The organism is Mycobacterium sp. (assembly GCF_049608025.1).
Classification (GTDB): Bacteria; Actinomycetota; Actinomycetes; order Mycobacteriales; family Mycobacteriaceae; genus Mycobacterium.
This window is the reverse complement of sequence record NZ_JBMYXC010000043.1, coordinates 1-23673: the sequence shown is the minus strand read 5'-3', so window position 1 is coordinate 23673 and position 23673 is coordinate 1. Positions and strand designations below refer to the sequence as shown.

Here is a 23673-nt window from a genome sequence, read left to right as displayed (position 1 = left end):
CAGGCCGTAGTTTCCGCCAGACCGCACAGTGCGATTGCGGTTGGAGTGGCGCTGGCCGTTGGACACGCGGATCGGCCAATGTCGACGCCGGCATGCACGCCGCCCAGACCGGTCACCTTCCGGTTTCGGCGTCAATGATAGCTATTCCGACCTCGCCCGCCCTCGTCCTGCAGGCGTCGTAGCCGGCGGCTGGCATTCAGACTGCACAGGTGACGCACCCGCGTCGCACCACCCCGCCAGGGCTGCAGTTTCAACACCACACCCCTGGGCAAACCTGGCACCCTTGTGGCATGGCCCACATACGCGTGAGCACTACCGTCGACGCCGATCTGCTGGACACCGCTCGCCTACTTCGCTCCCGGCAGACCGACGCGACCCTGCTCGACGAGGCCCTCGCCGTGGCGGTCGCCTGCGAGTCCCCGCTGCGCTGACGTCGCGCTGGCGGCTGGCTCCACTAGAACTTTCCCGCCATAAGCGCAGTCTCAACGCAGAAACGCTCCGCCTGTTCATGATGTGACTATCCGCCGCCGTAACGACCCGCCGGCACCTGGCGGATTCACGGAAGGAGAGTGAACGCCTCGCTGTGGCATGGACGAACGACGGTGAAGTGACGGCGGTCGACGGTCGCGATCTCATCGATGCCTAACCGTTCTGCGGTGGTCACCACGGAGGCGTCTACAGCGCCAAGCGGCAGGTCTCGGTACCGCGCAACAAGTTCGGCGATCCGCAGCCAATCCCCCGCCGCTACCGGCTCGACGCTGAACACACCATCGGCCAAGTCGCCGAGGAATCGCACTTCAGGTTCGACGCCCAGCCGGGTACCCAGTAGGTAGACCACCTCTGTGATGACGAGTGTCGGGACGATCAAGGGGCCGGGATGGGTCTGCAGAAGCTCAAGCGACGACGCATGGTGGGCGTCGTCGGCGTCGACGTAGGCATACAGCGGGCCCGCGTCGACAACAATTGCCGCTATCGTCCTACCTCGGCAGCCAAAATCTCCTCGATACGCTCGGAGACATCGCTACGGCCGCTACGGCCGGCAGCCGCTGCGTTCAGGCGCCGACGGCCACCGGACACGCCAAGGTAGGCCTCAAGCGCTTCACGGCTCACCTCCGAGATCGTCAAATTCCGTCGCCGAGCCTCGTGCCGCAGACGAGCATCCAACGCGTCAGGGATTTTGACCGTCGTGCGCCTCATGTATGCCAGCATACCTCAGGCTTTCGGTCTCGCAGTCACCACCACAGTTACTCCCCATTCCAGGTTGTAAGCCCGCCGCGGGCAAAGTCGACCGCAGCCGTCCGCGTCGCCGACGACCTTGACGATGATCAGGCCCGAACCGTGCTGAACGTGGCGTCGACCTGAGGACACAAGACACCGCGGCTGGCAGCGCTGAAACGGCTGTTAGCCGGCGGCAACGATGAATTGGTCCAGACGCTGGCCGGAAACGACCCGGACGCCTCGATCCGACAATGGGTGGCCGACCAACTCGACAGCAACCCCAGCCAAGGCGGCCTGTTCGACTGACGCACGAGCATCCGCTGAAGCCCCTACTCCCCCAGCAGCCGCTCCCGTAGCTCCTGATCCTTCTGCAGCACCATCTGTTCGAGGTCGGCCTGGAAAGCAGCCATCCGGTCGCGCAGCCCGGTATCCGAGGCGCCCAGTATTCGCACGGCCAACAACCCGGCATTGCGTGCGCCACCGATCGACACGGTGGCCACCGGCACACCAGACGGCATCTGCACGATCGACAACAATGAATCCAGCCCGTCCAGTCGGGCCAGCGGCACCGGCACCCCGATAACGGGCAGCGGCGTCGCCGAGGCGACCATGCCCGGCAGGTGCGCGGCCCCGCCGGCGCCGGCGATGATGACCTCCAGGCCGCGGTCGGCGGCCCCCTGCGCATAGGACAGCATCCGTCCCGGCGTGCGGTGGGCAGAGACCACGCCCACCTCGAACGGCACGTCGAATTCGGCCAATGCCTCGGCGGCGTCGTCCATCACCGACCAGTCGCTGTCGCTTCCCATGATCAAGCCCACCCGTGGGTTCATGCGTGCCCGTCCCATCCGTCGGTCCACTGCGCGTGCGACAACCAGTGTGCCGCCCGTTCTGCCCGTTCCCTCAGCGCGTCGACATCGGAGCCACCGGCGTCGCCCATCAGGTTGACATGCCCGATCTTGCGGCCCGGACGTTCGGCCTTGCCGTAGAGGTGCACCTTGGCCTCGGGCATCCGCCCCAACAGGTGGTGCAGGCGTTCGTCCATCGACATGGCCGGAGCAACATCAGCGCCGAGCACGTTGGCCATCACGGTGCACGGCGCCGTCGGCGAGGTGTCGCCCAGCGGGTAGTCCAGTACCGCGCGCAGGTGCTGTTCGAACTGGCTGGTCCGTGCGCCGTCCATGGTCCAGTGGCCCGAGTTGTGCGGCCGCATCGCCAGCTCATTGACCACCAGCGCGCCCTCCATGGTCTCGAAGAGTTCGACCGCGAGCACCCCGACCACACCGAGCTCGGCGGCCAATCGCAACGCCAATTCCGAGGCAGCCGAGCTGAGTTCATCGGACAGTCCAGGCGCCGGCGCCAGCACCGCCACGCAAATCCCGTCGCGTTGCACGGTCTCCACCACCGGCCACGCCGCGCCCTGACCGAAGGGCGAGCGGGCGACCAGGGCGGCCAGTTCACGGCGCATCGTCACCCGCTCTTCGATCATGACCGCCACCCCGTCGGCCAGATAGCGTTGCACCACCTCACGAGCGTCGTCCGCGTCGGCGGCCATCACCACCCCACGCCCGTCGTACCCGCCGCGCACCGTCTTGATCACCACCGGCCCGCCGATCTGCATCGCGAACGCCTCCGCCTCCCCACCGGAGGCCACAGCGGCGTAGCGGGGCACCGGGGCGCCCAACGCAGCCAGTTGTCGACGCATCACCAGCTTGTCCTGGGCGTGTATCAGTGCCTCCGGCGGCGGGGCGACGTTGACGCCGTCGGCCACCAGAGCCTCCAAGTGCTCGGTCGGCACGTGTTCGTGATCGAAGGTGAGGACTGTCACGTCCTGTGCGGCGCGGCGCAGCGCCGCCAGATCGGTGTGGGACCCGATCACGACGTCGGGCGAAACTTGCGCGGCCGGGTCATCGCGGCCGGTGGCCAGCACGCGCAGCGTCTGTCCCAGCGCGATCGATGCTTGATGGGTCATTCTGGCCAGTTGTCCCCCACCGATCATCGCGACGATAGGGGGCACACCAGGGCCTCGGGGGCGGGGTGCTGTCACGGGATCCATCGTGTCATGACCTGGGTCACGTGGTTGACCTGCGGTTACCCTAGGATTGGGAAGGTTTGAGGATGGTTCCGTAGAATCCAACCTTGTGTCCTTTGCCGATGCGACGATCAAGCGCCTTCCGGGGCCGATCCGTCCCTATGCCGAGCAGCATCATGAGCTCATCAAGTTCGCCATCGTCGGCGCGACCACCTTCGTCATCGATTTCACCATCTTCTTCACCCTCAAGCTGACAATTCTCGAGCCCAAGCCGGTGACCGCCAAGATCATCGCGGGCATCGTCGCTGTCATCGCCTCCTACATCCTCAACCGGGAATGGAGCTTCCGCGACCGCGGCGGCCGGGAGCGCCACCACGAGGCGCTGCTGTTCTTCGGGGTCAGCGGCGTGGGTGTGCTGCTGAGCATGGCTCCGCTGTGGGTGTCCAGCTACGTGCTGATGCTGCGGGTTCCCATGGTGTCGCTGGCCACCGAGAACATCGCCGACTTCATCTCGGCCTACATCGTGGGCAACCTGCTGCAGATGGCGTTCCGGTTCTGGGCGTTCCGCCGGTTCGTGTTCCCCGACGAGTTCGCGCGCAACCCGGACAAGGCTCTGGAGTCCACGCTCACCGGCGGTGGCTTCGCCGAGGCGCTGGAGGACGGCTATGAGGCGCGCCATCAGCACGATGCCGATCCTGGCCTGGGTTCGAGGGCCGGCCACGGCAATGTCACCCCGATGCGGCGCTCGCGCCGGCGGGCGCAGCGTCAGCCGGGCGATTCCTCCGACCCCAGGGTGTCGAAGACTTCGTGATACAGCAGTGAGTGCACGCGTTCCACTCGTGGGATGTCGTTGAACTCGATCGGATCTTGAGCCGCGGATTCGATGATGAGCGTGCCGGTTCGCAGCATGCGATCAATGAGGCCGTGCTGAAACTCCACGCTGTTGATGCGGGCCAGCGGGATGTCGATACCTGACCGGGTGAGCAGACCCTGCCGGAACATCACCCGGCGGTCGGTGATGACGAAGTGCGTGGTCCACCAGTTCAGGAACGGCCACACCGTCAGCCAGACGATGACAATGAGCCAGATCGCGGCGATGACGAGGAAGACGATGTTTCTGGCGGTGGACTCCCAGTCCAGCGTGTTGACATAGCCGGCGATGAACGCCGCCGCCGCTGTGGCGACGATCAGGACGAGGGCGGGTACCGTCAGCCGCCCCCAGTGCGGGTGGCGATGCAACACCACGTGTTCGTCTTTGGCCAGCACATTGTCCGGGTATCCCACGGCAGCACTCTACTCAGCCGGGACTGAGCACACCCCTCGATCAGAGCCAGACGCCGAACGCCGGCTTTGGCGTGAAGTCCCCTCGCAGCAGCCCGAAGTTGTCCTCGGGATCCGACAGGCTGGTCCCGGTGTCCAACAGCGAGTACAGATACACCGGACCGACGTAGTCAGTGGTCCGAGCGGCATCGATGAATATCTTGATGGTCTCCGCCTGGTCTTCCTCACTCACCGCCCACGGCGAGGTCCCCGTGGGCGCCCCGACCTCGGTCAGCCACACCTTCTTGTCGCCGTCGCCGTTTGCGGTCATCACGTCGTGGACGGCCTTCACCGAATCCAGGGTCGGCAGATACGGGAAGGAGTAGGGGTGCATGGAGAGCGCGTCGAAGTATCCGCCCGCACCCGCCGCGTACATGGCCTCGACGTATGCGAGCGGGTCGATCCCGCTGGGATCCGGCGACAATCCGCCGGTGATGACCGTTGCCGAGGGGTCGACAGCTTTGATGGCCGGGTATACGGCCTGCAGCAACGCCGCGTAGGCGACTGGGTCCGGCGTGGCCCAGAACCGCGGGATGTTCTGTTCGTTCCAGATTTCCCAGGTATCGATCCGACCGAGATAGTGCGTCGCCGTGGCGGCAGCGAACTCTGCGAACAGTTGTGGATCCGACGGCGCGGCATGCGGGTCAGTGCTGCCCGACAACCACTCCGGGCTGTCGTAGAGCATTCCGAGCACTGAGATATCGCGGGCGACGGCCTTGTCAACCAACGGATCGATCAGCGACCAATCTGGCGCGCCCTCCTCGTATTCGACGACGTACCAGCTGATGTCGATCCGCAGGGATTCCACGCCGACTGACTTCGCCATGTCCAGCGCACGGTCTGTGTCTGTGTCCGACAGGCCAAGCCACCAGGACAGCCCCTGCACCCCGATCGTCGGCGTGTCGACCGTAGGGATAACGGCCATCGAGATCGTCACGTCAGCCAGCAAGCTGGTGTTGGTGCCATCCGATGCGGTGTAGGCGAAGCCATCCGTTCCAGTGAAGTCTGCATTCGCGGTGTAGGTGAACGAGCCGTCGCTGTTGAAGTCCAGCTCACCGAATTCCGGGTTGGTGACGAGAGTCGCAGTCAACGTTTGACCCTCGCGGTCGGTGTCATTGGACAGCACGTTGCCGATCACCGAAGAGTTCTGGATACCCGAGAAGGTGTCGTCGGCAGCCTTCGGGGCTTCGTTGACGGCACTGACGACGAGAGTCAACGTGGCAGTCGTTCCGCGCTCGGCAAAGGGGTTAAGAGATGCCAACAGTCCACGCAGGTGGAATCCCTCGTCGACCACCGTCACGGTGAACACGTCGGTGATCGTTGCGCCAGTAAGTGCGTCGTCGGGGTTGTAGATAAACGTGCCGGTGGCCTGGTCGATGGTCACGGTGCCGTACTGGGGGCCGGTCTCGGTCCCCTTCGCCGCGACCGAATAGCTCAGCCTGTCACCGTCCACGTCCTCGCCGCCGAAGGAGATCGGTCCACTGACGCCCGCGCCTTCGGCCAGTTCGACCTCCACTCGACGAGAGGGCATCGTCGGCGCGCTGTTGCTCCAAAAGCGAGCCCAACTGCTGCGCAGCGCTTCCAGCAGCGCCATGAAGGGAGATACCTCCACCGCGGCGGAGGCCTTGGCGACGGGCGCACTCACGGCAACAACGTCGACACCGTCATCAGCACCGTCGTCGGCCGGCACGCTCAGGGCAACAACATCGACATCAGCGCCGTCGGCGACGGGCGCACTGAGCGCAACACCGTCGACATCAGCGTCCTCATCAACATCGTCGTCGACCGCCACGCTCAGGGCAACAACATCAACACCAGCGCCCCCATCAGCATCGCCGGCGACCAGTGCGCTCACGGCAACAACATCAACCGCCGCCGACACTGACGCCTGGGCCGAACTCCGCCCGGCATCCGCAGCGAGATCTGGAGTTTCGGGCACCTCCGCGACGGCCGCAACGGGAGTTGCATCAGCGGGTGTTACCTCAGTGGGAGCTTCATCGGTCGAATACGAAGTCTGGGCAGCGTCCGCCGCCCACAACTCCTCTTGCGCGTCGACCTTCCAGCTATTGTCTGCGTCCGCATCTTCCTTGCGCGCGGCGCTTCCTGCGACGGTGGAGTCTGACTCGGTGCCGTCGGTCGCGAAATCCTCGTCCGCGAAATCACCGTCGGCCAAGTCGTCATCCGCGAAATCCTCGTCCGCGAAATCCTCCTCCGCCAGGTCGTCGTCCGCGAAATCCTCGTCCGCGAAATCGTCTTCTCCGCGCCTCAAGCGCCACGCTGTGTCCTCGGCGGCGGCAATGTCAGCCGCTTCATCGTCTTCTGCGGCCGCGGAACCGGCGGAGTCGAACGCCGGCTCGTCTGGCCGCTCGGCACCTGATGTCTCGCGAACCGTCACCGTTGTCGTGCGGTCGTCTCGACCGTCGTTGTCGTCCGCACTCCCGGTCGAGGTACCCCCGCCAGCATCCGAAGCGTGCTGTCCGGAAGCACCGGGCGCGGCGTAGGCAACTCCGGCCCCATGTCCCACAAGTGTTGCGCAGCCGAGGCCCAACGCCAACGCGGCCGCACCGACCCACCTGCTACATAGCGGATGGCTCGATAAGTGGGGGGAAAACGCCGGAAAAAGGGCCGATTGCGGACCTGATTCTATTTGCCAGGACTGACTCGTCCGCACAATTTATCCCCCGTTTCGCAAACAGAAATACCGGCATTTACCGCCTTACAAGACATTTTGCGTGCAATCCGGAGTGCCGTCCACCGAATCGGAGATCGCGCGCATCGCAGTTTGCCGCAGCCGGTTGCTTTTCGAGTTCGCCCGACGCATGCCAATTGTTTGCTAGTTCTATTCTCCGATGCGGAATTTCCTGCGTTCGTTACATATCTGTCGAATGCATTGGCGTCGCTAAAATCGACTCAACGCGTCGAAAACTCACAGGGGACACGCCGCAAAAAAAGTTGACAAACCTGGCTCCGGCCTCCGCGAAACGGAGCCGGTTCAACGTGCCGGTGCGCCGATCAGGCCGGCCCGGCCACCGGTGGCCCCTGCCGAGGGGTGGATGACGGAGGCTTGTTGATCAGCCAACCCGGCCCGTCGAAGACCCATCCCAGACCGACGCGGCGGAGAACAAACGCGACGGCCACCGAACCGATCACTCCCGCGAGAAGACAGGCGACAACGATCACCCACGTGGTGGTCACCCCTAGTTGCACCAAGACGATTCGGGTTCCCGAGGCCATGATGATGTGAGCAAGGTAGATCTCGAGCGACCGGCGCCCCAGCAAGGCCAACCACGACCACGACCGAGCCGCTTGGCCAAAGAGCAGGGCTGCCGCGGAGGTCGCTACTGCCACCGCGACGCCGATCGCGACCGTGGCGACCGTCCGCCCGTCCCAGAAGATCGTGGGACCGGTAGCACCGGTGAATATCGCCACCGCAGAACCGATGGCCCATAGGGTCACACTGACCACGGCGGCAACCGCAGGCGAGAATCTGTCGAGGGCGGTCGTGAACGACTCACTCCCGATGACCATCCCCGCAACGAAGAATACGACCAGGCCGAGCCCTTGCGTTCCCACGTAGCCGCCGTCGAATCCCCAGAACGCGATGCTTATCACAGCGGCGAGGCCGAGGATCCATGGAGCACGTCGCCCCACCCACGGCTGCATCGGGACGAACACGACTGTGACGAGGATCAGGAACGGCAAGTACCAAAGCTGCCCAAGGGGCCGCCAGAGCGAGAACAGCGCGGCAACCGACGGCGGAGTGTTGACCGCGCTCGAGGCGAACAGCTGAACACCGCCTTGGAGCAGAGTCCAGATCACGTAGACGACGAAGAACTGCACCACCCGATCGCGAATGTAGCCGGGCACGCCGCGCTTGCGAACCCCCCTGGGCACGAAGGTGCCACCGACGAACGCGAAAACGCTCAGGCTCCAGAAGCCCACGATCTGGTCGACCAAGATGGTGTCGGCGGAGTCCACTATTTCCGCGCTGTACAACCCCCGGAACACGTGCACCAGCACGATCCCGACGATGGCCACACCACGGGCGACGTCCAGACGCGAGTCGCGTTTCGTCGTTGTCGAGCCGTCCCGCATTGTTTTCCTCACTACATCAGTGTCGACGAGAAATCAGTGCCGACAAGAACAACTCCCTCACTCCATCAGCGCTATGCCCGCATCCTTGGGGGTTAGATCAGCGCGCAGGACGCCGAAGTTCTGCTCGAGTTCGTAAGGGTCGGTGCCGGCATCTCGGAGCTCGTAGAAGACCAACGGGCCGGCCCAGTCCCACGACTGCGCAAGTCGGCGGGCTTGCAACAGCGATGCGGCCTGGTCCCTATCGGACATCGCCTCCGGTGCGGATCCGGTGGGAGCACCGAACTCGGTGATCCAGATCTTCTTGTCCCCGTCACCCTGGCGCGTTATCAGCGCGTGCAGCGCGGGCAGATCGGCGATGCCGCCGACCTGGCCGGGGTAATCCGAGGGCAGCGACGGGAACGAATAGGGATGTACCCCAATCGCATCCGCGATCTGTGCGGCGCCGTTTCGGTAGAGCCCCTCGACAAAGGTGGTCTGCGAGATTCTGCGACCGTCGGGGGTGTCAGTGCCCCGGGTGAGACCTCCGGTGATCAAGGTGGCTGAGTTGTCCACCTCGCGGATCGCTCCTGCCGCCGCACGAAACAACTCACTGTATCGATCCACATCCGGACGCGGAAGCCAGTAGTCACTGCTGTTCGGCTCGTTCCAGATCTCCCAACTTCGCACACCCAGGGGCGCGTAACGCGTCGCCGCGGCCCGGACGAACACGGCGAAATCGGCGACCTCGAGCGGAGGCACGTGACTTGTCGTTCCAGCAGGGCGCGCCCATTGGGCGGTGTAGGTCGGTAGCGCCAGCACTCGCATGTTTCGTTCGTTGGCGTGCTGGACGATTCGGTCGGTATACGACCAGTCGAATTGCCCCTGGGTGCCTTCGATTGCCGACCAGTCGAAATCGACGCGCACCAGCTTGATATTCATCTCCGCCATCAGGTCAAACTGTCGTTCTACCTCGTCCGGGGGGGTGAAAATCATGCGTACGCCCATGCCGATTTCCACCGGCCGCGCAGCCGAGACCGGAGACTGGCACGACACCGCCAGCACGGCAGCGATAGCTAGCGCTGCCAAGTTCCGCCTTCGCAGGGCTCGGTACATGTTCCAGCCTTACCGCCGCCCGGCCTGGGCCAGTTGGCTTACCTGATCAACAATGTCGGCGCCGGGGGTCGGCGCGATCTCGGTTCGGTATTCGCTCACCGGCAGTGCCAACGACGCCCTGAGCGCCTGTTCGTCGTTCGCCGGGAACGTCTTGTAGCGCGCCCCGGACATACGGGCAGCCTCGATGAGGCCTGGTTGGTCGGCCAGCAGGACCGGGACGCCGGCGCGTGCCGCCTCGACGACCACGAGACCGAAGGGCTCCCGCCAGGCAGACGGAACCACGAGCACATCGATCGCGTCGAAGAACGGCCCCGGCTCCATCCAGCCACGCCATTGCACCTGTCCGGGTGCACGTTCCTTCAACAGTTGGGCCTGCGAGGTCTCACCGTCTCCGGCGACCACCAGGTGCTTGCCGGTGCCCGCGATCGCATCCAGCAGCAGGCCGATGCCCTTCTCCGCGGTCAGCCGCCCCAGGTAGCCGAAAGTGGCCGGGACGCCGTTCGATCTCTGCCGACTGCCGGGCGACAGTTCTTGGCCGGCCATCACCGGGTGCACAACCCCCGAAGGGCCGCTAGTGCCAAAGCCGCGACGGCGGTGTTCGGTCAGAACCGCGTCAGAAACACCGATGAGGAGCCCCCCGGGCCAACGGCGCACCGCAGCCCTGGCTCGGAGACGACAGGGGTTGTGGGAGTCCTTGCAGTCGGCTCCCCCGTGCCAGAGGGTCGACGAGTTGCACAGCAGCCCGTAGTCGTGAATCACGTGCACCAGCGGGATGCGGCGCTGTTCGGCGACGACCCACGGCGCAAGTCCCCAACCGCGCAAGTTGTGGGTCACCATGACGTCGGGTTCAACCTCATCCACCAGGCGCTCGACGGCGGCGCGGGCGCTCAACGTGAGCGCGTCGATCCCATGCCAGGCCAACCGTTGGGCTGCTCGGTGATCACGCCCGTCGAACGGCCAGTACACATTGGGGATCGGCAACCCCGAGCCGTCGTCGTGTCTGGCTTTGAGCCCTTGATTGTGGACGCGGAAGCCGGCGCGCTCCAACTGCTCACCGAAAGACCCCACCACCAACTCCGCGCCTCCGTAACGCGCCGGCGGAACCATCGTCGATATCTGCAGCACGGTGCCTCGGTCATCCATCGCCGTCTCAGGCCTCCTGGCCGGCGGCAGACCGTTGCCGGCGTCCGGCCAGCAGCTGGAGACACACTGCAATCACACATCCGAGTACCAGACCGCCGGCGCCGGCCACCGCGCTGTTGAGCAGGACCTTCTGATTGGACGGGCTCGATGGCGGCACGGCTGATCCGATCGGCACCATCTGCACGTTGCCCTTCTCCAGAGTGCTTATCGCTTGACTGGTTTGGGCGATAGTGCTGTTGGCGATCTCAGCGGCACCCTGGGGGTCGTTGTAGGTGACGGATACGTTCAGTACCGCCTTACCTATGACGCTGAGCGAGCTCACCCGCCCGCTCAGAGACAGCGGTGTCTCGTCAAGGCCGAGTTCGTCGACGACCGGGGTGAGCACTGGTGTGGTCACGCCCAGCTCGGCGTAGCTGGTCATCCGGTCCAGAATGTACTGCGCGCCAGAGGACAGCGCGTAGGGCGGCCTGTCCTGAGGATTGCTGACTGACACCATGCCCTGCGCGGTGGCGGTGTACATCGGCGCCTGCGCCGCGGTGAAGCCGCCGGCAACCGCCGCCGATACCGCGGTGGCGATGACGATGAGGAGCCAACGTCGGGCGAGCGCCTGCACTATTTTCCTCAGTTCCATGACGACTCCCCACTCCTGTCTGAATTCACAAGCCACTCCCCGGGGTCATCGAGACCTCACCGCGAAGTTGCGAGCGGCGCGTGCCAGATGCTGCGATGCCGAATAGGCAAATGTCAGAAGGAGATCCAGCGACCGAAAGCGGGTGACCGGGCGCTCTAACTGACGCAGCGCCGCCCGGCTGTCCTTCCAGTTCTCCAACCACGCCCGGCCGGCGCTGATCCCGGTGGAATCGAAGTCACACAAGAAGTCAGCCATGGCCAGCGGCGGTGAATGGTTGGCGGCCGCCATCAGTAGAACCTGGTCGGCGCCGACCGGAAATTGCTCGTCATAGCCGCCCAGCTCCCAGAACAGGCTGCGCGTGATGACGGTGGCCTGATGCGGCAATGGTCGTTGCAGGATGGCGAAATTGAACATCGTGAACGGCGCGTAGCCCAAGGTTCCGACAAGCGATTCATCGGGATCCACGACCCGCGCCAAACCGTACAGCCAGTCGGGTCGCCCGCCCACTCGGTCCTGGATTGCCCGCGCCACCCGCGCGAGCGCAGTTGGGTCTCCGAACCGATCACCGGCATGCAGGAACCACAGGTACTCGCCGGTGGCCGCAGCGGCACCCTTGTTCATGCCGTCGTAGCGGCCGTTGTCCTGTTCGCTGACCCAACTGCCGGCGAAGTTCGCCTCCAACCACTCCTTTGTGCCATCGGTGGAGCCTGCGTCGACCACGATGTGTTCGAAATCATGAAAGGACTGCGCCGCGACCGATTCGTTGGTCTCCTGGAGGCCAGCGAGGTTCTGGTAGGTGATGGTGATGATGCTTATCAGCGGTACGGACATGTTGCCTGTCCCTTCCACATTTGCCCTTTCCACACTTGACCTTCCCACGGTTAACCCTTCAAGACTTCGCGGTAGACGCCCGCAATCACTTTGTCCGGGCTGTGCTTTCGCAGCTCGTCAAGAACGTTGAACTGGGCCTGAATGCGGCGACGCCGCATCTGTGGCTCCAACAGCTCCCGGATCATCTCTACAGCGGATGCAACATCGTCGAACTGCCAGGCCTGGGGAAGAAGCTCACGGTATGCCGGATTGCGCTTGACCACGACCGGCAGCCCGGAGTTCATGGCGTCGAGCACCGCGATCGGGACACTGGCCTCCCACGCCGCGGTATGCAGGTAGACCGTGTGATCAGCGATGGCGTCGTGCACCTCGGCCGCGGCAATCCATCCCGTCACCGACACTCCCGCCGCGTCGAGTCCGCTGCGGGCATCTGCAGACACCGCATCGCCTACCCAGGTCGCATCGACCTGACCAGTTGACCTCAGGGCTGCCAGGATCCCCAGGAACAGCGCGGGGTCTTTCTGCGGCGCCACCCGCCCCACCGTCACGATCCGGATCGTCTCCGGCCAATCCGTCGGCATGCTCGCAGCCGCACCGAGGCCGAAGGCGTTGAGGACATAATCTACGCGGGCGGCACCTGCGAAACTCTCGGCAAGCTGGACTTCGTGTGGGCTGACGCAGATGAAGGCGTCTGTTCGGCGTGCGAGAACGTACTCCGCGAACCAGTACGCCCTGCGGCGCAGTCGGGGGACATCACGTCTCTCGAATGCGAAGCAATGCGGGCTGTATACGACGACTGGACGCCCCGGCAGCGGCGGTTGAAGCCGGCCCAGCGCGCCGGCCATCGACGAATGCAGGTGCACGACATCTGGACGCACATCGGCCACGGCCGCCCTGAGCGAGCGCCACAGATTCGGCAGACCAGGTTCCAGGATCTGCGCCCCGGCGAACGGCGAGCTTTCCTGGACTTCGCGGAGCAGACCGTAGCCGCAATCCTGGGCCAGCAGAAACGACTCGACGGCCTGGTCCTGCATGGCACGGGCGTACTCGATGATCGCAGTGCCGGTGCCGGCCGCGAAAGTTTCGGTGACATGCAGCACGCGCAGCGGCACCTGGCGCTCAATTTGGTCTGCTTCGTCCCGGTCTGCTTTGTCCCGGTCTGCTTCGTCCTGTTCTGCTTCGTCGCCGACTGGTGGCATGGGCCCAAATATGGCTTGAGCCGTCCCATCCCAGCTGAAGCGTTCCGCGTTCACGCGGGCCTTTTCCGACAACTGCCGGCGAAGCTGTTGGTCGGAGATGACTCGCTGCACCAGGCGCACGCACTCGGTCATGTCGTCGGCGGGGAAGCCAAGTCCGCCCTCTCCGGCGACATCCTCCATCGCCGAACCCAGAGCGAAAACAGCAGGGCAACCGAACTTTCCGGCCTCGACCAAGGGTATTCCGAAGCCTTCGTATCTCGACGGGGCGACCAGCACGCCGGCCGCCGCATAGAGCTGGCACAGGCGGACGTCATCCACCCTGCCGAGGAGTTCGAGGTTTCCACCGCCGGTCAAGGAATCATCGGTCAAGGAAGTAGGCCGGAACACCTGCTGGCCCACACCGACGACCACCACCGGCAATCCGGCGTCGACGAGGGCGGTCGTAGCGACTTCGACGTTCTTGTGGGGAGCCAGGTTCCCGACGATCAGCGCAAAAGTTCCCGGCGCGAAAGGCAGCGGTGAGTCGCCGTGTGTTGAGTCGCCGTCGGGTGAGTCGCCGGGTTCAGCGCGGCTGCCCGCAAGATGATCAGAACCACACGGCGCCAATTCGAATCGGCTCTCGGGCACGCGCAGGATCTGCGCCAGTTCCGATCTGCTGAAGGTGGACACGGTCAGAACGCGGCTGGCGGTGCGGGACAACAATCCGTACATCAGCCAGTACCAGAGGACGAATGCAGGCCGGAAAGTCCTGGGGAATCGGAACGGCATCGCATCGTGCATGACCACTGTTTGCTTTCGCTTGGCCAGGGGCGCCGGCCCGGCCATCGAGTACAGGCGCTTGCCGCGCGCGATCCACGGCAGGGCTATCTGCTCGAAGAGGATCCCACGACATCGCGACCGCACGGACGGGAAGCGGGCCGCCCATGGCGGCTCGTCGGCGTCGCTGGGCAGGACCAGCAGCAGGTCTCGCGCGGCGGGCGTGCGACTGATCGACTCCATCACTTGAGAGGCGTAGCGCTGCGTCCCCGAGGGTGCTTGCGCCAGCCACTTGCCGTTGACGCACTCGGTAATTGTGCGGTCTACCATCGCGGCTCCTCTTCGCTGTGCGCGCGGGAAGCTCCGATCGTGACGGATGCCGGCTCCCGATCCTCTTCTGGAATGGACTCTGCACTGTCCGCCGAGGGTTTCTGGCGTTCCACCGGGTAACACAGCAGCGCGCCGAATACGGCCCAGCAGAGCCAGTCGGCGGTATCGATGGGCCACGGACGCTCGGTGACTGAAAGAATGAAGACAGGCACCAACACGCAGGCGGCTACGAGAAAGTAGCCGTTTCTGGCTTGCCACAACAGGATCGCAATGACACCGAGGAAAAAGGCCAAGCCGATGATCCCGGTGGAGAACAGGACGTGCAGCCACTGGTTGTGCACCGAGTAGACGGCACTGGCGTCGATCAAGCCTGCCTCGTGCACGTGGCTCCAGCCGAAGATTCCGGTCCCGTAGGCAAGAGCCGCAGGATCTGCGAGCGTGTTTCGCGCCAACTGCCACAGAGCGGCCCGGCCGCTGAGCGCTGTGGGGTCCTGCACCACCAGCGGCAGGACCAGCCCGACGGCGAACACAGAAATAAGGAAAGCAGACAGTAGCGTTGAGCGCACCGGAGTTCGCTTGGGACGGCGAATGTCTGGGCGCACGAGCACCAGCACCGCGAAGGTGACGACCGCGGTCAGGGTTCCGGATCGGCTCCCGGTGAGCAGGATGAGACCCGCCAGGTAGCCGGCCATGACCAGACCTTCCCAGCCGCCGAATCCGATGTAGACGAACGGCATCGCCAGCGCGAGATAGAGCGCGAGTGCATTCTCATTGCCCAGAACCCCGCGAAAATTGAAACCCAGGACCCCACACTTGTGCCCGGCCACGCACTCGATGACGCTGACATCCTGATGAACGACCAAGGCGATGCCGCTGGCGATCGCCGCGACCATGCACACCGTCGCGATTCCCAGATGGACACTCAACCCGCGCGGGGCGAAAACGCACACTAGAAGGATGGACAGATAGGCCACGGAGAAGGCTTGGAACGGAATGTCCCCATTCAGCAGTGACGAACCCAAACCGACGAGCAGCACGATGATGAACAGCACCGCGGGAATGTTCACCTGCGCGTCGGGCCGAGCCATCCCGGCAAGGAAGAGGGCGATTCCTCCCGGAACTATGAGCAGTATGACCACCCGGAAGCACATCTGTCCCCACTCGGGCAGTTCCAAGGTCACGTTGCGGTAGACGTCGGTGACCTCGACCCAGGAATTGGTGTACGTGGCCAGCAACTGCACGAAGCTGAAGGTAAGGATCACGAAGCATGCGCCCAGTAGCGCGCCGAGCGACCAGCCTTCCCGGCGCCTCAATGTCCTGGCGATTGCGCTGAACAACGCGATCGCTGCGACAACGGTGCCCAGCACGACGGCCGCCTGTGTGGTCGGATCAGGCATCGGTCGGCTTCCCCACGGGCTGCGGACTTGAGTCTGGGCGCGTCGTACGTGCCCCGACGACGACGCCGGGGATCAGCTGGCATACCAAGACGGTGATCGCCGAGGCATACACCGGACCGGCGGCCCCCAGGGTCGGCGTCAGGATCCACGACAGCGGCAGATTGGCGATGACCAGCGCCACCACGCACACCGCTTGGAAGCGCAGCTTGTCCGGCGCGATGAGCAGAATGCCGGTGGTGACGTGGACAGACTGCACAACCAGCAGCAGGGCGAACGCGAGCAGCAGCGACCAGGAGGGAGAGGCTTGTCCGTCGCTCATCCAGCCGATCAAGTAGCGGGCGAAGAGCAGGAAGCCCGCGGCGATGGCCACGCCGGTGCCGCTCAGAATGAGCAGACCGGTGATCCACCCTTTGCGCAGCGCCGCCCGGTCGCTCAGTCCGGTGGCGAAATGCGGCCACAGTGCCAACGCCGCAATGGACACCACCGACCACAGCGGAATGTAGAGCTGCGATGCGTAGGAATAATCCGACAGGCTGATGGGATCGAGCCGGTGGGAAATGATGATCCGGTCAGACTGCAGCGCAACGGGCAGACCGATCATCACCACGAACATGGGTACGGCGGTGGCGGCAATCGGCAGCCCGGGGAATCGGCGCGGACGCGCGATTTTGCTGACCAAGCCGCGTACCGACGCCCTGTCCACCGTCCAGGCGCGCAGCGCACAACAGATGGCGGCGAACAGCGCTCCGGCGGGCAGCACCAGGGCATACGCCAAATCGGGAACCTCGATCTGACGGAAGATGATCGTCAAGACCAGCGCCGACGGGGGCGAAATACCCTGCAGGACAACCGCCTCGTGCATGCGCCCGCTACCACGAAGCACCGCCTCGCCGACGGCGAAGGGCAGGGCCACCGCGAATGCTGACAATGCCAGCACCGCGGAGATATTCAAGCTCGATGCCAGATCCTGCTGATGGAAGCCCAGGAGCCAGGGCCAAGCACCGAGCACACCAACCAAAGCCGCACCGAACCCGAGGATTGCGCCGGAGACCAGCGTGGTGCGGATGGCCGTCAACGTGGTGCCACGAAAATTGTCGACGCCGATCGCCGAATCGTTCACCTGGGCCCGCGCCGACGCCACCGCGGCACCGGTCCCCAGATCGGCGAACATCAGCAGTTGGCTCAGGGTGGCCACCAGCATGATGACACCGAAGTGGTCGATTCCGACCGCTTGTGTCACCAACCTTGCGATCACCAGGTTGCACAACCCGGTGACCGGCAGAACCAGCACACGCGCCCCGCCGGCAGCCATGAGGACGCGCCCGACGGACGCCAGGGCGGGCGCCTTCGCCGGCTCGTCGCCGTCCCTGCGTCCCTCTACCTCGCCGTCGCCCATGGCACATTCATCGCCTGTGCTGCGCCGGCGTTGGAGCGCCCACGGATCGCGTCGCCGCCGGCTTTCGCCGCGACAGTATCCACCCGATGGCCGCCCCGAGAACCGCCCCGAGAACAAGACCGACGGTCGACTTCAGCAGAGTGCCGAATATCGATGACGCCGGTCCTGCGATGGCCGGCTGGACCGGAATCAGATCGACCGGCGAGATCCCGTCGGGGCTCCCGCCGGCCTCGACGGCGACGACCGCCTCGTTGAGATTGGCCATCACGGAGTTGGCTAGTTTCAGCGAGGTCAGCCGGTCGTTGTCCTGGGCGGTAACGCGCAACAACACAGTGCCGGGCACGGCTGACACCGTTGTCTTTCCGGCCAGTTCCGAGGCAGGCGGGCCGCCCAGATCATCGGCCACCGCCTGCAGCAGCTCAGGCGATTCACCGAGCTGGGCGTAACTCTCGATCCGCTGCTTCAGGAACTGTCCGGCGCTGAAGGGGTCCTTTTCGTCGGCCGGGAAGGCAAAAGCCACGAATGCCGTCCCGGTCGATGCGTAACCGGCGGGAGCGGTCAGCGACCAGAAGATGCCCGCGGACAGGCCCGCCACAGAGCAGATAACAACCGGTAGCCAGAATGACACGCGGCGCCAGTCAATCACGCACACCAGTCAATCACGGGTACCACGTCGTCTGCCGTCACTCGCAGATAACCCACCCCTGGCGGTCGTCACAGAGGACCGAGGCCGACGAGCCACCGGCATCCCACCGCTGACAATCCCACCACTGACAATCCCACCGATAACATGGCTACCAATTACCGTCGCACCATGCACGCGGACGTAACCTGGTTGGCGTTATGGCGATGACCCGCGCCGGGGACGGCGAAGAAACTTCGGCAAGTACATTCCGCCGCCTTGCGTTGGGCTTGCTCAGCATCGTTCTGGTCGTGTCAGGGTGTGGAAACTCTTCCACTGATACCGCTGCCGCTATCGCCGCACCGCTACCGACCCCGCCGCCGATTATCGCGCCTGACGCCGCGAAGGCACGTGGCGAGATCGTCGAAGAATTCCCTCTTACCGATTTCCTTGATGACGAGGAGAATTCGATCGGTGAGGCACGTCGGGCTGTCTATCGCTCGGTGTCGGGCATCGATGGCGGCGTTCGTGATGTGTCGGGCGTCTTCCTGATTCCGCCCGGCAGCCCGCCTCCGGGCGGGTGGCCCGTCCTATCGATCGCTCACGGCACAACCGGGATCGGCAACGACTGCGGACCGTCGCGGGATCCGGAGCTCATGGGCTCCTTAGCGGCGGCCAAGGCCTATCTGGCTGAGGGCTACGCGATCGCCGTGAGCGACTATGAGGGCCTGGGAGAGCAGGGACGGCACCCGTACTTGGAGCCGCGCACGTCAGCCTTCAACGTCACGGACGCCGTCCGCGCACTGCGCAATATTTTTCCTGACATCTCGACGCAGTGGCTAGCCTTCGGAAATTCTCAGGGAGGACAGGCGGCGTGGGCCGCCAACGAGGTTGCCGGGTGGTACGGAACCGACCTTGATCTCGTCGGTTCCGTTGCACTGTCACCGGCAGCCAACGTGACTGCGCTCGCCGAACTCGCGTACTCGCATTCCTTGACAAACGACCAGCGAGCGGTGATGCCTCTGGTAGTGGCGGGTGTCGAGCGGTTCACCCCCGAACTCACCGATCGGTCGCTGCTGCCCGATTTCACCCCCGACCAGGAAGGCGACATCTTCAACTGCACGGCAGGGGCGAGCACGCTTCGCAACGATGTCCTTTCTCATAGCGTCCGCCCCGACGACCCGGCCACGACCGACCAGTTGCGAGATGCACTCCGCAGGATCGCACTACCGCAGGAAGCTCTGGCCGCACCGATGCTGGTCATCAACGGACTCGGCGATAAGACGATCCTGCCGCAGTGGGTGAGCACTGCAGTGGAGGGCGCGTGCGAACTGGGTGGGCGGGTGGAGCATTTCGAAGTGGCGAAGGCCGGACACGGCGATCTGGGAGGTGAAGCCTACGAGATTGCCTCGGAGTGGGTTCGCGACCGTTTTGCCTCGTTGCCCGCACCGTCGAATTGCGGAGCGCCGCCAACAGTCCTGTCCTGATCCGCACCGTCCTGTCCAGAGGACACCACGCGGCAGGTCAGTAGGCTCCCTCGCGCTTGAGCACCGCGCGCGCCGTCTTCCCGACAATGACCAGATCCTGAACCACCGACCAGTTGTCGATGTAGGAGTGGTCGAGCCTGATGCGTTCGTCGTCGGAAACGTCGGAGCGCCCAGAAACCTGCCACAGACCTGTCATTCCGGGTTTGACCAACCCACGACGCTGAACGAAATGCTCCACCGACTCCCCCTCGCCGGGCACCAGCGGGCGGGGGCCGACGACGCTCATCGAGCCTTCGAGGACGTTCAGGATCTGCGGAATCTCGTCAAGGCTGGTGGTGCGCAGGAATTTGCCGACACGGGTGATTCGGCTGTCCTCGGCTGACTTGAAGAAGATTCGATTCTCTTGATCTGATAGCGCACACTCCTGCAGCTGCCTGCGTTCCGCCTTGGCCGTCATTGTGCGGAACTTGATGATGCGGAACAGCCGACCGTGTTGCCCGACGCGGACCTGCCGGAAGAACACCGGTCCGCCGTCGTCAATCTTGATGGCTACGGCCACCGCGAGGAGCAGCGGTAACGCCGCGGCCAGCGCCAGCGTGCCGAACACGAGGTCGAACAACCGCTTGCCGTGCTTTCGCAGCCCATCATGGCGGGGTCGAGCAATGTGGAACAGCGGCAGATTGTCGATCGGACGCAACTTCAGTCGTGGACCCGCCACGTCGGTCATCCCGGGCATGACGATCATGTCCACACCCAGTGAGTCGAGTCGCCACGCAAGCCTGCGCATGTTCTCGTGACCGAGCAGTTCCACCGCCGCCACCGCCAGCGCATCGGCGCCGGTGAAGCTGAGTGCGGCTTCCACTGAGTTCTCATCGCCGAGAATGGGGATCGCGCCGGCAGCGGTGCTGATGTGCTCGCCCATCTCGCCGTCGAAGCCGGGGATACACACCGCCGCAACAGAATACCCTGCCGGTGTCGACCGGTTCAGGTGTCTAGCCAGCACCTCGATCGAATCGGCGCTGCCCAGCACCACCACCCGGGAAATGAATTCGCCGCGGTTGCGTCGCTTGATGAGATTGCGGCGCAACAGGTGGCGCCCTAAGACCAGCCCCAGGAGTCCGGCCGGCAGCGCGATGATGAGGTAGCCGCGTGAAATAGGTGACTGCAGCAGCAAGCTCACCACCGCAACCACGCCGAAGACTCCCACAGTGGCCGATACGACGCGGCGGTACTCCTCGCTACCTAATCCAACCAGCGAAATATCACGCGATTGGACCACGCTGAGGGCCACCAGCCAGACGAGCGCCAGCAGCACCGATGTCGCAGTGAGCCCGGACAGGGTCACCTCAGTCGCATCCCGCGGCGTGCCGAAGAATCCGAACCGACCGATTTGACCCAGCCCCACCGCCCCGAAAACCACGAGACTGTCCACCAGGACAAGGCGGGTGCGGTAGGACTCCTGCCACTGTCGGCCCATTTGCTGCCCGGCGGTCACCTCTTCGATCACGTTTTGCATATTCGGCCCCGCCGCCGTTGGCGCAGCGCCAATCTTCGACATCTGCGATGGCATGGACTCGCGATAAGCAGACGACATTAGGTCCGTCATTCGTATTTCGCCTTTCCCACAGAACGCCCGCAATACGACCCGGGCGCCCTCTGTGATGCGTTTTTGGTGATCAATCCGACTACAGGCTCGGCCTGTGACGGAGATCGCTATGAACATTGCTCCAGCCATATTTGGCTAAGTTAACGCAACGCTAACATGGGAATCGGTGCCCACCGGAGCCTGAAACGATGAGCTACGTCACAGCAGCGCTGAAATCGTCTTGAGCTGAGGTTATACCCCTCCCGCACCTGAACACGGCTCATGGGAGATGTGATCGTTTCGATACGTTCTGCACCGCGACATTGAGTTTTGGCAAATTCTCTGCGGATCGCAGTGAATGAAACATGGAGCTTCGGAATGCACGAGCGACAGGCAGGCTCGGCGCAGCAAAGGGCACAGGCCGACGGTCACATTGTTTTTTCAGGAATAACCCATTGTTCGCTCAGGAATATCACATTGTCTATTCAGGAATAGCGGTGTTCCTGCGCCGTTATCCGCGCAGGGCGCCTATGTGTTCGTGGTACCACGCCACTGTGCGCTCGATGCCTTCCTGCAGGCTGATCTTCGACGTCCAACCTGCCTCCGCAAGCTTGGAGACATCCAGCAGCTTCTGCGGTGTGCCATCGGGTTTGGTGGTGTCCCATTCGGTTGCGCCGGTGTAGCCGATGACTGAGCCGATGGTCTCCGCGATCTCCCCGATGGTGACGTCGATGCCGCTGCCCACGTTGACCTGCTCGGGCCCGTCGTAGTGTTCGAGCAGGTGCAGACACGCATCAGCCATGTCATCGGCGTGCAGGAACTCCCGCCGTGGGCTACCGGTTCCCCAGTTGGTTACCGACTGCGCGCCCGAGGCGACCGCCTCGTCGTAGCGTCGGATCAACGCGGGCAGCACGTGCGACCCCGTCGGGGAGAAGTTGTCGTTGGGTCCGTAGAGGTTCGTGGGCATCGCCGAAATCCACGGCAAGCCATACTGTCTGCGCACCGCCTGCACGTGCAGGATGCCGGCGATCTTGGCGATGGCGTAGGCGTCGTTGGTCGGCTCCAGATGACCGGTCAGCAGAGAGTCTTCACGGATCGGCTGCTGCGCGAACTTGGGATAGATACACGACGAGCCCAGAAACAGCAGCCGTTCCACGTCAGCCTCACGCGCTGCATCAAGCACGTTGACCTGAATCCGCAGGTTGTCACTGAGGAAGTCCACCGGGTAGGTGTTATTGGCCAGGATCCCGCCGACCTTCGCCGCAGCCAGCACGACGTACCTCGGCGCGGCATCGGCGAAAAATTCAAAGACCGCATCGCGATCCTTGAGGTCCAGCTCGGCCGAGGTTCGCCCGACGATGTTCGCAAAGCCGGCACGCTCAAGCCTGCGCACGATCGCTGAGCCGACCAGCCCACGGTGCCCGGCAACGTAGAACGTCGCCGCGCGGTCGAGCTCACCAGGCCCTCCCCGCCCTTCGGGGGTCATCACGTGTCCACACCGCCGGCGGTGGGCGTGACCCAGGAGTCCAGCGCAACCTTGTCGATCCACGGACTGCCCGCATGCTTGAGCGCCTCGATGTCGGCATCGACCATCAGACGCGCTAACTCACGGCCATCGACCGTCGGCACCCAGCCCAGGTTCTTTCCGGCGCGCGAGGGGTCCCCGATCAACGCATCCACCTCGGTGGGACGCAGATACCGCTCATCGAAGCGGACGTGGTCCTCCCAGTTCAGCCCGGCACGAGCGAAAGCAATCTCAACAAACTCCCGCACCGTAATCCCCACCCCCGTCGCCAAGACGTAATCGTCGGGCTCGTCAACCTGCAACATCCGCCACATACCCTCGACATACTCCGGCGCGTAACCCCAGTCCCGGACAGCGTCGAGATTGCCCAGATAGGTGTGTTCCTGCACACCGGCTTTGATCGCAGCCACCGCCCGGGTGATCTTGCGAGTCACGAAAGTCTCACCCCGGCGCGGTGATTCATGATTGAACAGAATCCCGTTGACCGCGAACATCCCGTACGCCTCACGATAGTTCTTGGTGATCCAATAGCTGTACAGCTTCGCGGCGGCATACGGCGAGCGCGGGTAGAACGGCGTGTCCTCATTCTGCGGTGGTGGCGTCGCACCATAGAGCTCCGAGGACGAAGCTTGGTAGAAGCGGGTCTTGATACCTGAAAGTCGCACCGCCTCAAGCATCCTGATCGTCCCGGTCCCGGTCGTATCAGCGGTGTGCTCGGGCTCATCGAACGACACCCGGACATGGGACTGCGCGGCCAGGTTATACACCTCATCGGGATCGATGCCGGCCAGCAGAGTCACCAACCGGGCACCGTCGCTGAGATCCCCATAGTGAAGAAACAGCCGGGCATCCGGGGTATGCGGATCAACATACAGATGGTCAATACGCGAGGTGTTGAACGTCGACGCGCGACGGATCAACCCGTGCACCTCGTAGCCCTTGCTCAGCAACAACTCCGCCAGATACGAGCCATCCTGCCCGGTGATCCCGGTGACCAGCGCACGCTTCGCCATAAAT

21 protein-coding genes are annotated in these 23673 nt (G+C 64.2%); 3 read left to right on the top strand and 18 right to left on the bottom strand.

Translation table 11 applies throughout. The features are described 5' to 3' along the window. Window positions 1–290: 290 nt before the first annotated feature. A complete protein-coding gene (locus ACPGXI_RS13630; protein WP_526653733.1) occupies window positions 291–431 on the top strand; it encodes a hypothetical protein in 141 nt (46 codons plus the stop codon). A gap of 125 nt (window positions 432–556) precedes the next feature. Here the strand turns inward: ACPGXI_RS13630 and ACPGXI_RS13625 are convergent, their stop codons facing one another. From ACPGXI_RS13625 to ACPGXI_RS13610, 4 genes are all read right to left on the bottom strand, one after another. Continuing rightward, window positions 557–964: a type II toxin-antitoxin system VapC family toxin gene (locus ACPGXI_RS13625; RefSeq protein ID WP_526653751.1), complete on the bottom strand. Its 408-nt coding sequence runs from the start codon at window positions 962–964 to the stop codon at window positions 557–559. A gap of 5 nt (window positions 965–969) precedes the next feature. After that, a complete protein-coding gene (locus tag ACPGXI_RS13620; RefSeq protein ID WP_526653731.1) occupies window positions 970–1197 on the bottom strand; it encodes a ribbon-helix-helix domain-containing protein in 228 nt (75 codons plus the stop codon). 350 nt (window positions 1198–1547) lie between these two features. Continuing rightward, window positions 1548–2048 carry a 5-(carboxyamino)imidazole ribonucleotide mutase gene (gene purE, locus ACPGXI_RS13615; protein ID WP_526653729.1) on the bottom strand — a complete coding sequence of 167 codons (501 nt, stop codon included), beginning with the start codon at window positions 2046–2048 and terminating at the stop codon, window positions 1548–1550. Further along, the gene (locus ACPGXI_RS13610; protein ID WP_526653727.1) at window positions 2045–3271 is read right to left on the bottom strand and encodes a 5-(carboxyamino)imidazole ribonucleotide synthase; all 1227 of its coding nucleotides are present in this window, start codon (window positions 3269–3271) and stop codon (window positions 2045–2047) included. Before ACPGXI_RS13610 ends, purE begins: the two co-directional genes overlap by 4 nt. An 85-nt stretch (window positions 3272–3356) precedes the next feature. Here ACPGXI_RS13610 and ACPGXI_RS13605 point away from each other — a divergent pair, with 85 nt between their 5' ends. Beyond that, a complete protein-coding gene (locus ACPGXI_RS13605; protein WP_526653725.1) occupies window positions 3357–4058 on the top strand; it encodes a GtrA family protein in 702 nt (233 codons plus the stop codon). Here the strand turns inward: ACPGXI_RS13605 and ACPGXI_RS13600 are convergent. From ACPGXI_RS13600 to ACPGXI_RS13550, 11 genes are all read right to left on the bottom strand, one after another. Next, entirely contained in the window at window positions 4013–4531 is a 519-nt protein-coding gene (locus ACPGXI_RS13600) for a PH domain-containing protein (RefSeq protein WP_526653723.1), read from the bottom strand. The two genes, ACPGXI_RS13605 and ACPGXI_RS13600, sit on opposite strands and share 46 nt — an antisense overlap. 40 nt (window positions 4532–4571) lie before the next feature. Next, window positions 4572–6962: a cadherin-like domain-containing protein gene (locus ACPGXI_RS13595; RefSeq protein WP_526653721.1), complete on the bottom strand. Its 2391-nt coding sequence runs from the start codon at window positions 6960–6962 to the stop codon at window positions 4572–4574. Between the two features lie 617 nt (window positions 6963–7579). Beyond that, a complete protein-coding gene (locus tag ACPGXI_RS13590) occupies window positions 7580–8674 on the bottom strand; it encodes an acyltransferase family protein (RefSeq protein WP_526653719.1) in 1095 nt (364 codons plus the stop codon). Between the two features lie 45 nt (window positions 8675–8719). Then, window positions 8720–9754: a cellulase family glycosylhydrolase gene (locus ACPGXI_RS13585; RefSeq protein WP_526653717.1), complete on the bottom strand. Its 1035-nt coding sequence runs from the start codon at window positions 9752–9754 to the stop codon at window positions 8720–8722. A 9-nt stretch (window positions 9755–9763) separates the two neighbouring features. Next, on the bottom strand, window positions 9764–10897 hold the full coding sequence (locus ACPGXI_RS13580; RefSeq protein ID WP_526653715.1) for a glycosyltransferase: 1134 nt from the start codon (window positions 10895–10897) through the stop codon (window positions 9764–9766). Window positions 10898–10904: 7 nt separating this feature from the next. Then, window positions 10905–11528 carry a YveK family protein gene (locus tag ACPGXI_RS13575; protein WP_526653713.1) on the bottom strand — a complete coding sequence of 208 codons (624 nt, stop codon included), beginning with the start codon at window positions 11526–11528 and terminating at the stop codon, window positions 10905–10907. Window positions 11529–11573: 45 nt separating this feature from the next. Continuing rightward, entirely contained in the window at window positions 11574–12359 is a 786-nt protein-coding gene (locus ACPGXI_RS13570; RefSeq protein ID WP_526653711.1) for a glycosyltransferase family 2 protein, read from the bottom strand. Window positions 12360–12409: 50 nt separating this feature from the next. Continuing rightward, window positions 12410–14644: a glycosyltransferase gene (locus ACPGXI_RS13565; protein ID WP_526653709.1), complete on the bottom strand. Its 2235-nt coding sequence runs from the start codon at window positions 14642–14644 to the stop codon at window positions 12410–12412. Continuing rightward, complete coding sequence (locus ACPGXI_RS13560) at window positions 14638–16041, bottom strand: O-antigen ligase family protein (RefSeq protein WP_526653707.1); 1404 nt, start codon at window positions 16039–16041, stop codon at window positions 14638–14640. Before ACPGXI_RS13560 ends, ACPGXI_RS13565 begins: the two co-directional genes overlap by 7 nt. Further along, window positions 16034–17437, bottom strand: coding sequence for a lipopolysaccharide biosynthesis protein (locus ACPGXI_RS13555; RefSeq protein WP_526653705.1), 1404 nt, complete (start codon window positions 17435–17437; stop codon window positions 16034–16036). The genes ACPGXI_RS13560 and ACPGXI_RS13555 overlap by 8 nt, the downstream gene beginning before the upstream one ends. Before the next feature lie 7 nt (window positions 17438–17444). Then, window positions 17445–18032 (bottom strand): YveK family protein, encoded by a 588-nt coding sequence (locus ACPGXI_RS13550; protein ID WP_526653703.1) that lies wholly within the window; start codon window positions 18030–18032, stop codon window positions 17445–17447. A gap of 254 nt (window positions 18033–18286) precedes the next feature. Here ACPGXI_RS13550 and ACPGXI_RS13545 point away from each other — a divergent pair, with 254 nt between their 5' ends. Next, window positions 18287–19546 (top strand): lipase family protein, encoded by a 1260-nt coding sequence (locus tag ACPGXI_RS13545; RefSeq protein ID WP_526653701.1) that lies wholly within the window; start codon window positions 18287–18289, stop codon window positions 19544–19546. A gap of 37 nt (window positions 19547–19583) precedes the next feature. On the opposite strand, the gene ACPGXI_RS13540 is transcribed toward ACPGXI_RS13545, so the two are convergent. From ACPGXI_RS13540 to gmd, 3 genes are all read right to left on the bottom strand, one after another. Then, a complete protein-coding gene (locus ACPGXI_RS13540) occupies window positions 19584–21053 on the bottom strand; it encodes a sugar transferase (RefSeq protein ID WP_526653699.1) in 1470 nt (489 codons plus the stop codon). A 589-nt stretch (window positions 21054–21642) separates the two neighbouring features. Beyond that, complete coding sequence (locus tag ACPGXI_RS13535; RefSeq protein WP_526653749.1) at window positions 21643–22617, bottom strand: GDP-L-fucose synthase family protein; 975 nt, start codon at window positions 22615–22617, stop codon at window positions 21643–21645. Beyond that, complete coding sequence (gmd, locus tag ACPGXI_RS13530) at window positions 22617–23669, bottom strand: GDP-mannose 4,6-dehydratase (RefSeq protein WP_526653747.1); 1053 nt, start codon at window positions 23667–23669, stop codon at window positions 22617–22619. The genes ACPGXI_RS13535 and gmd overlap by 1 nt, the downstream gene beginning before the upstream one ends. Between the last annotated feature and the right edge of the window lie 4 nt (window positions 23670–23673).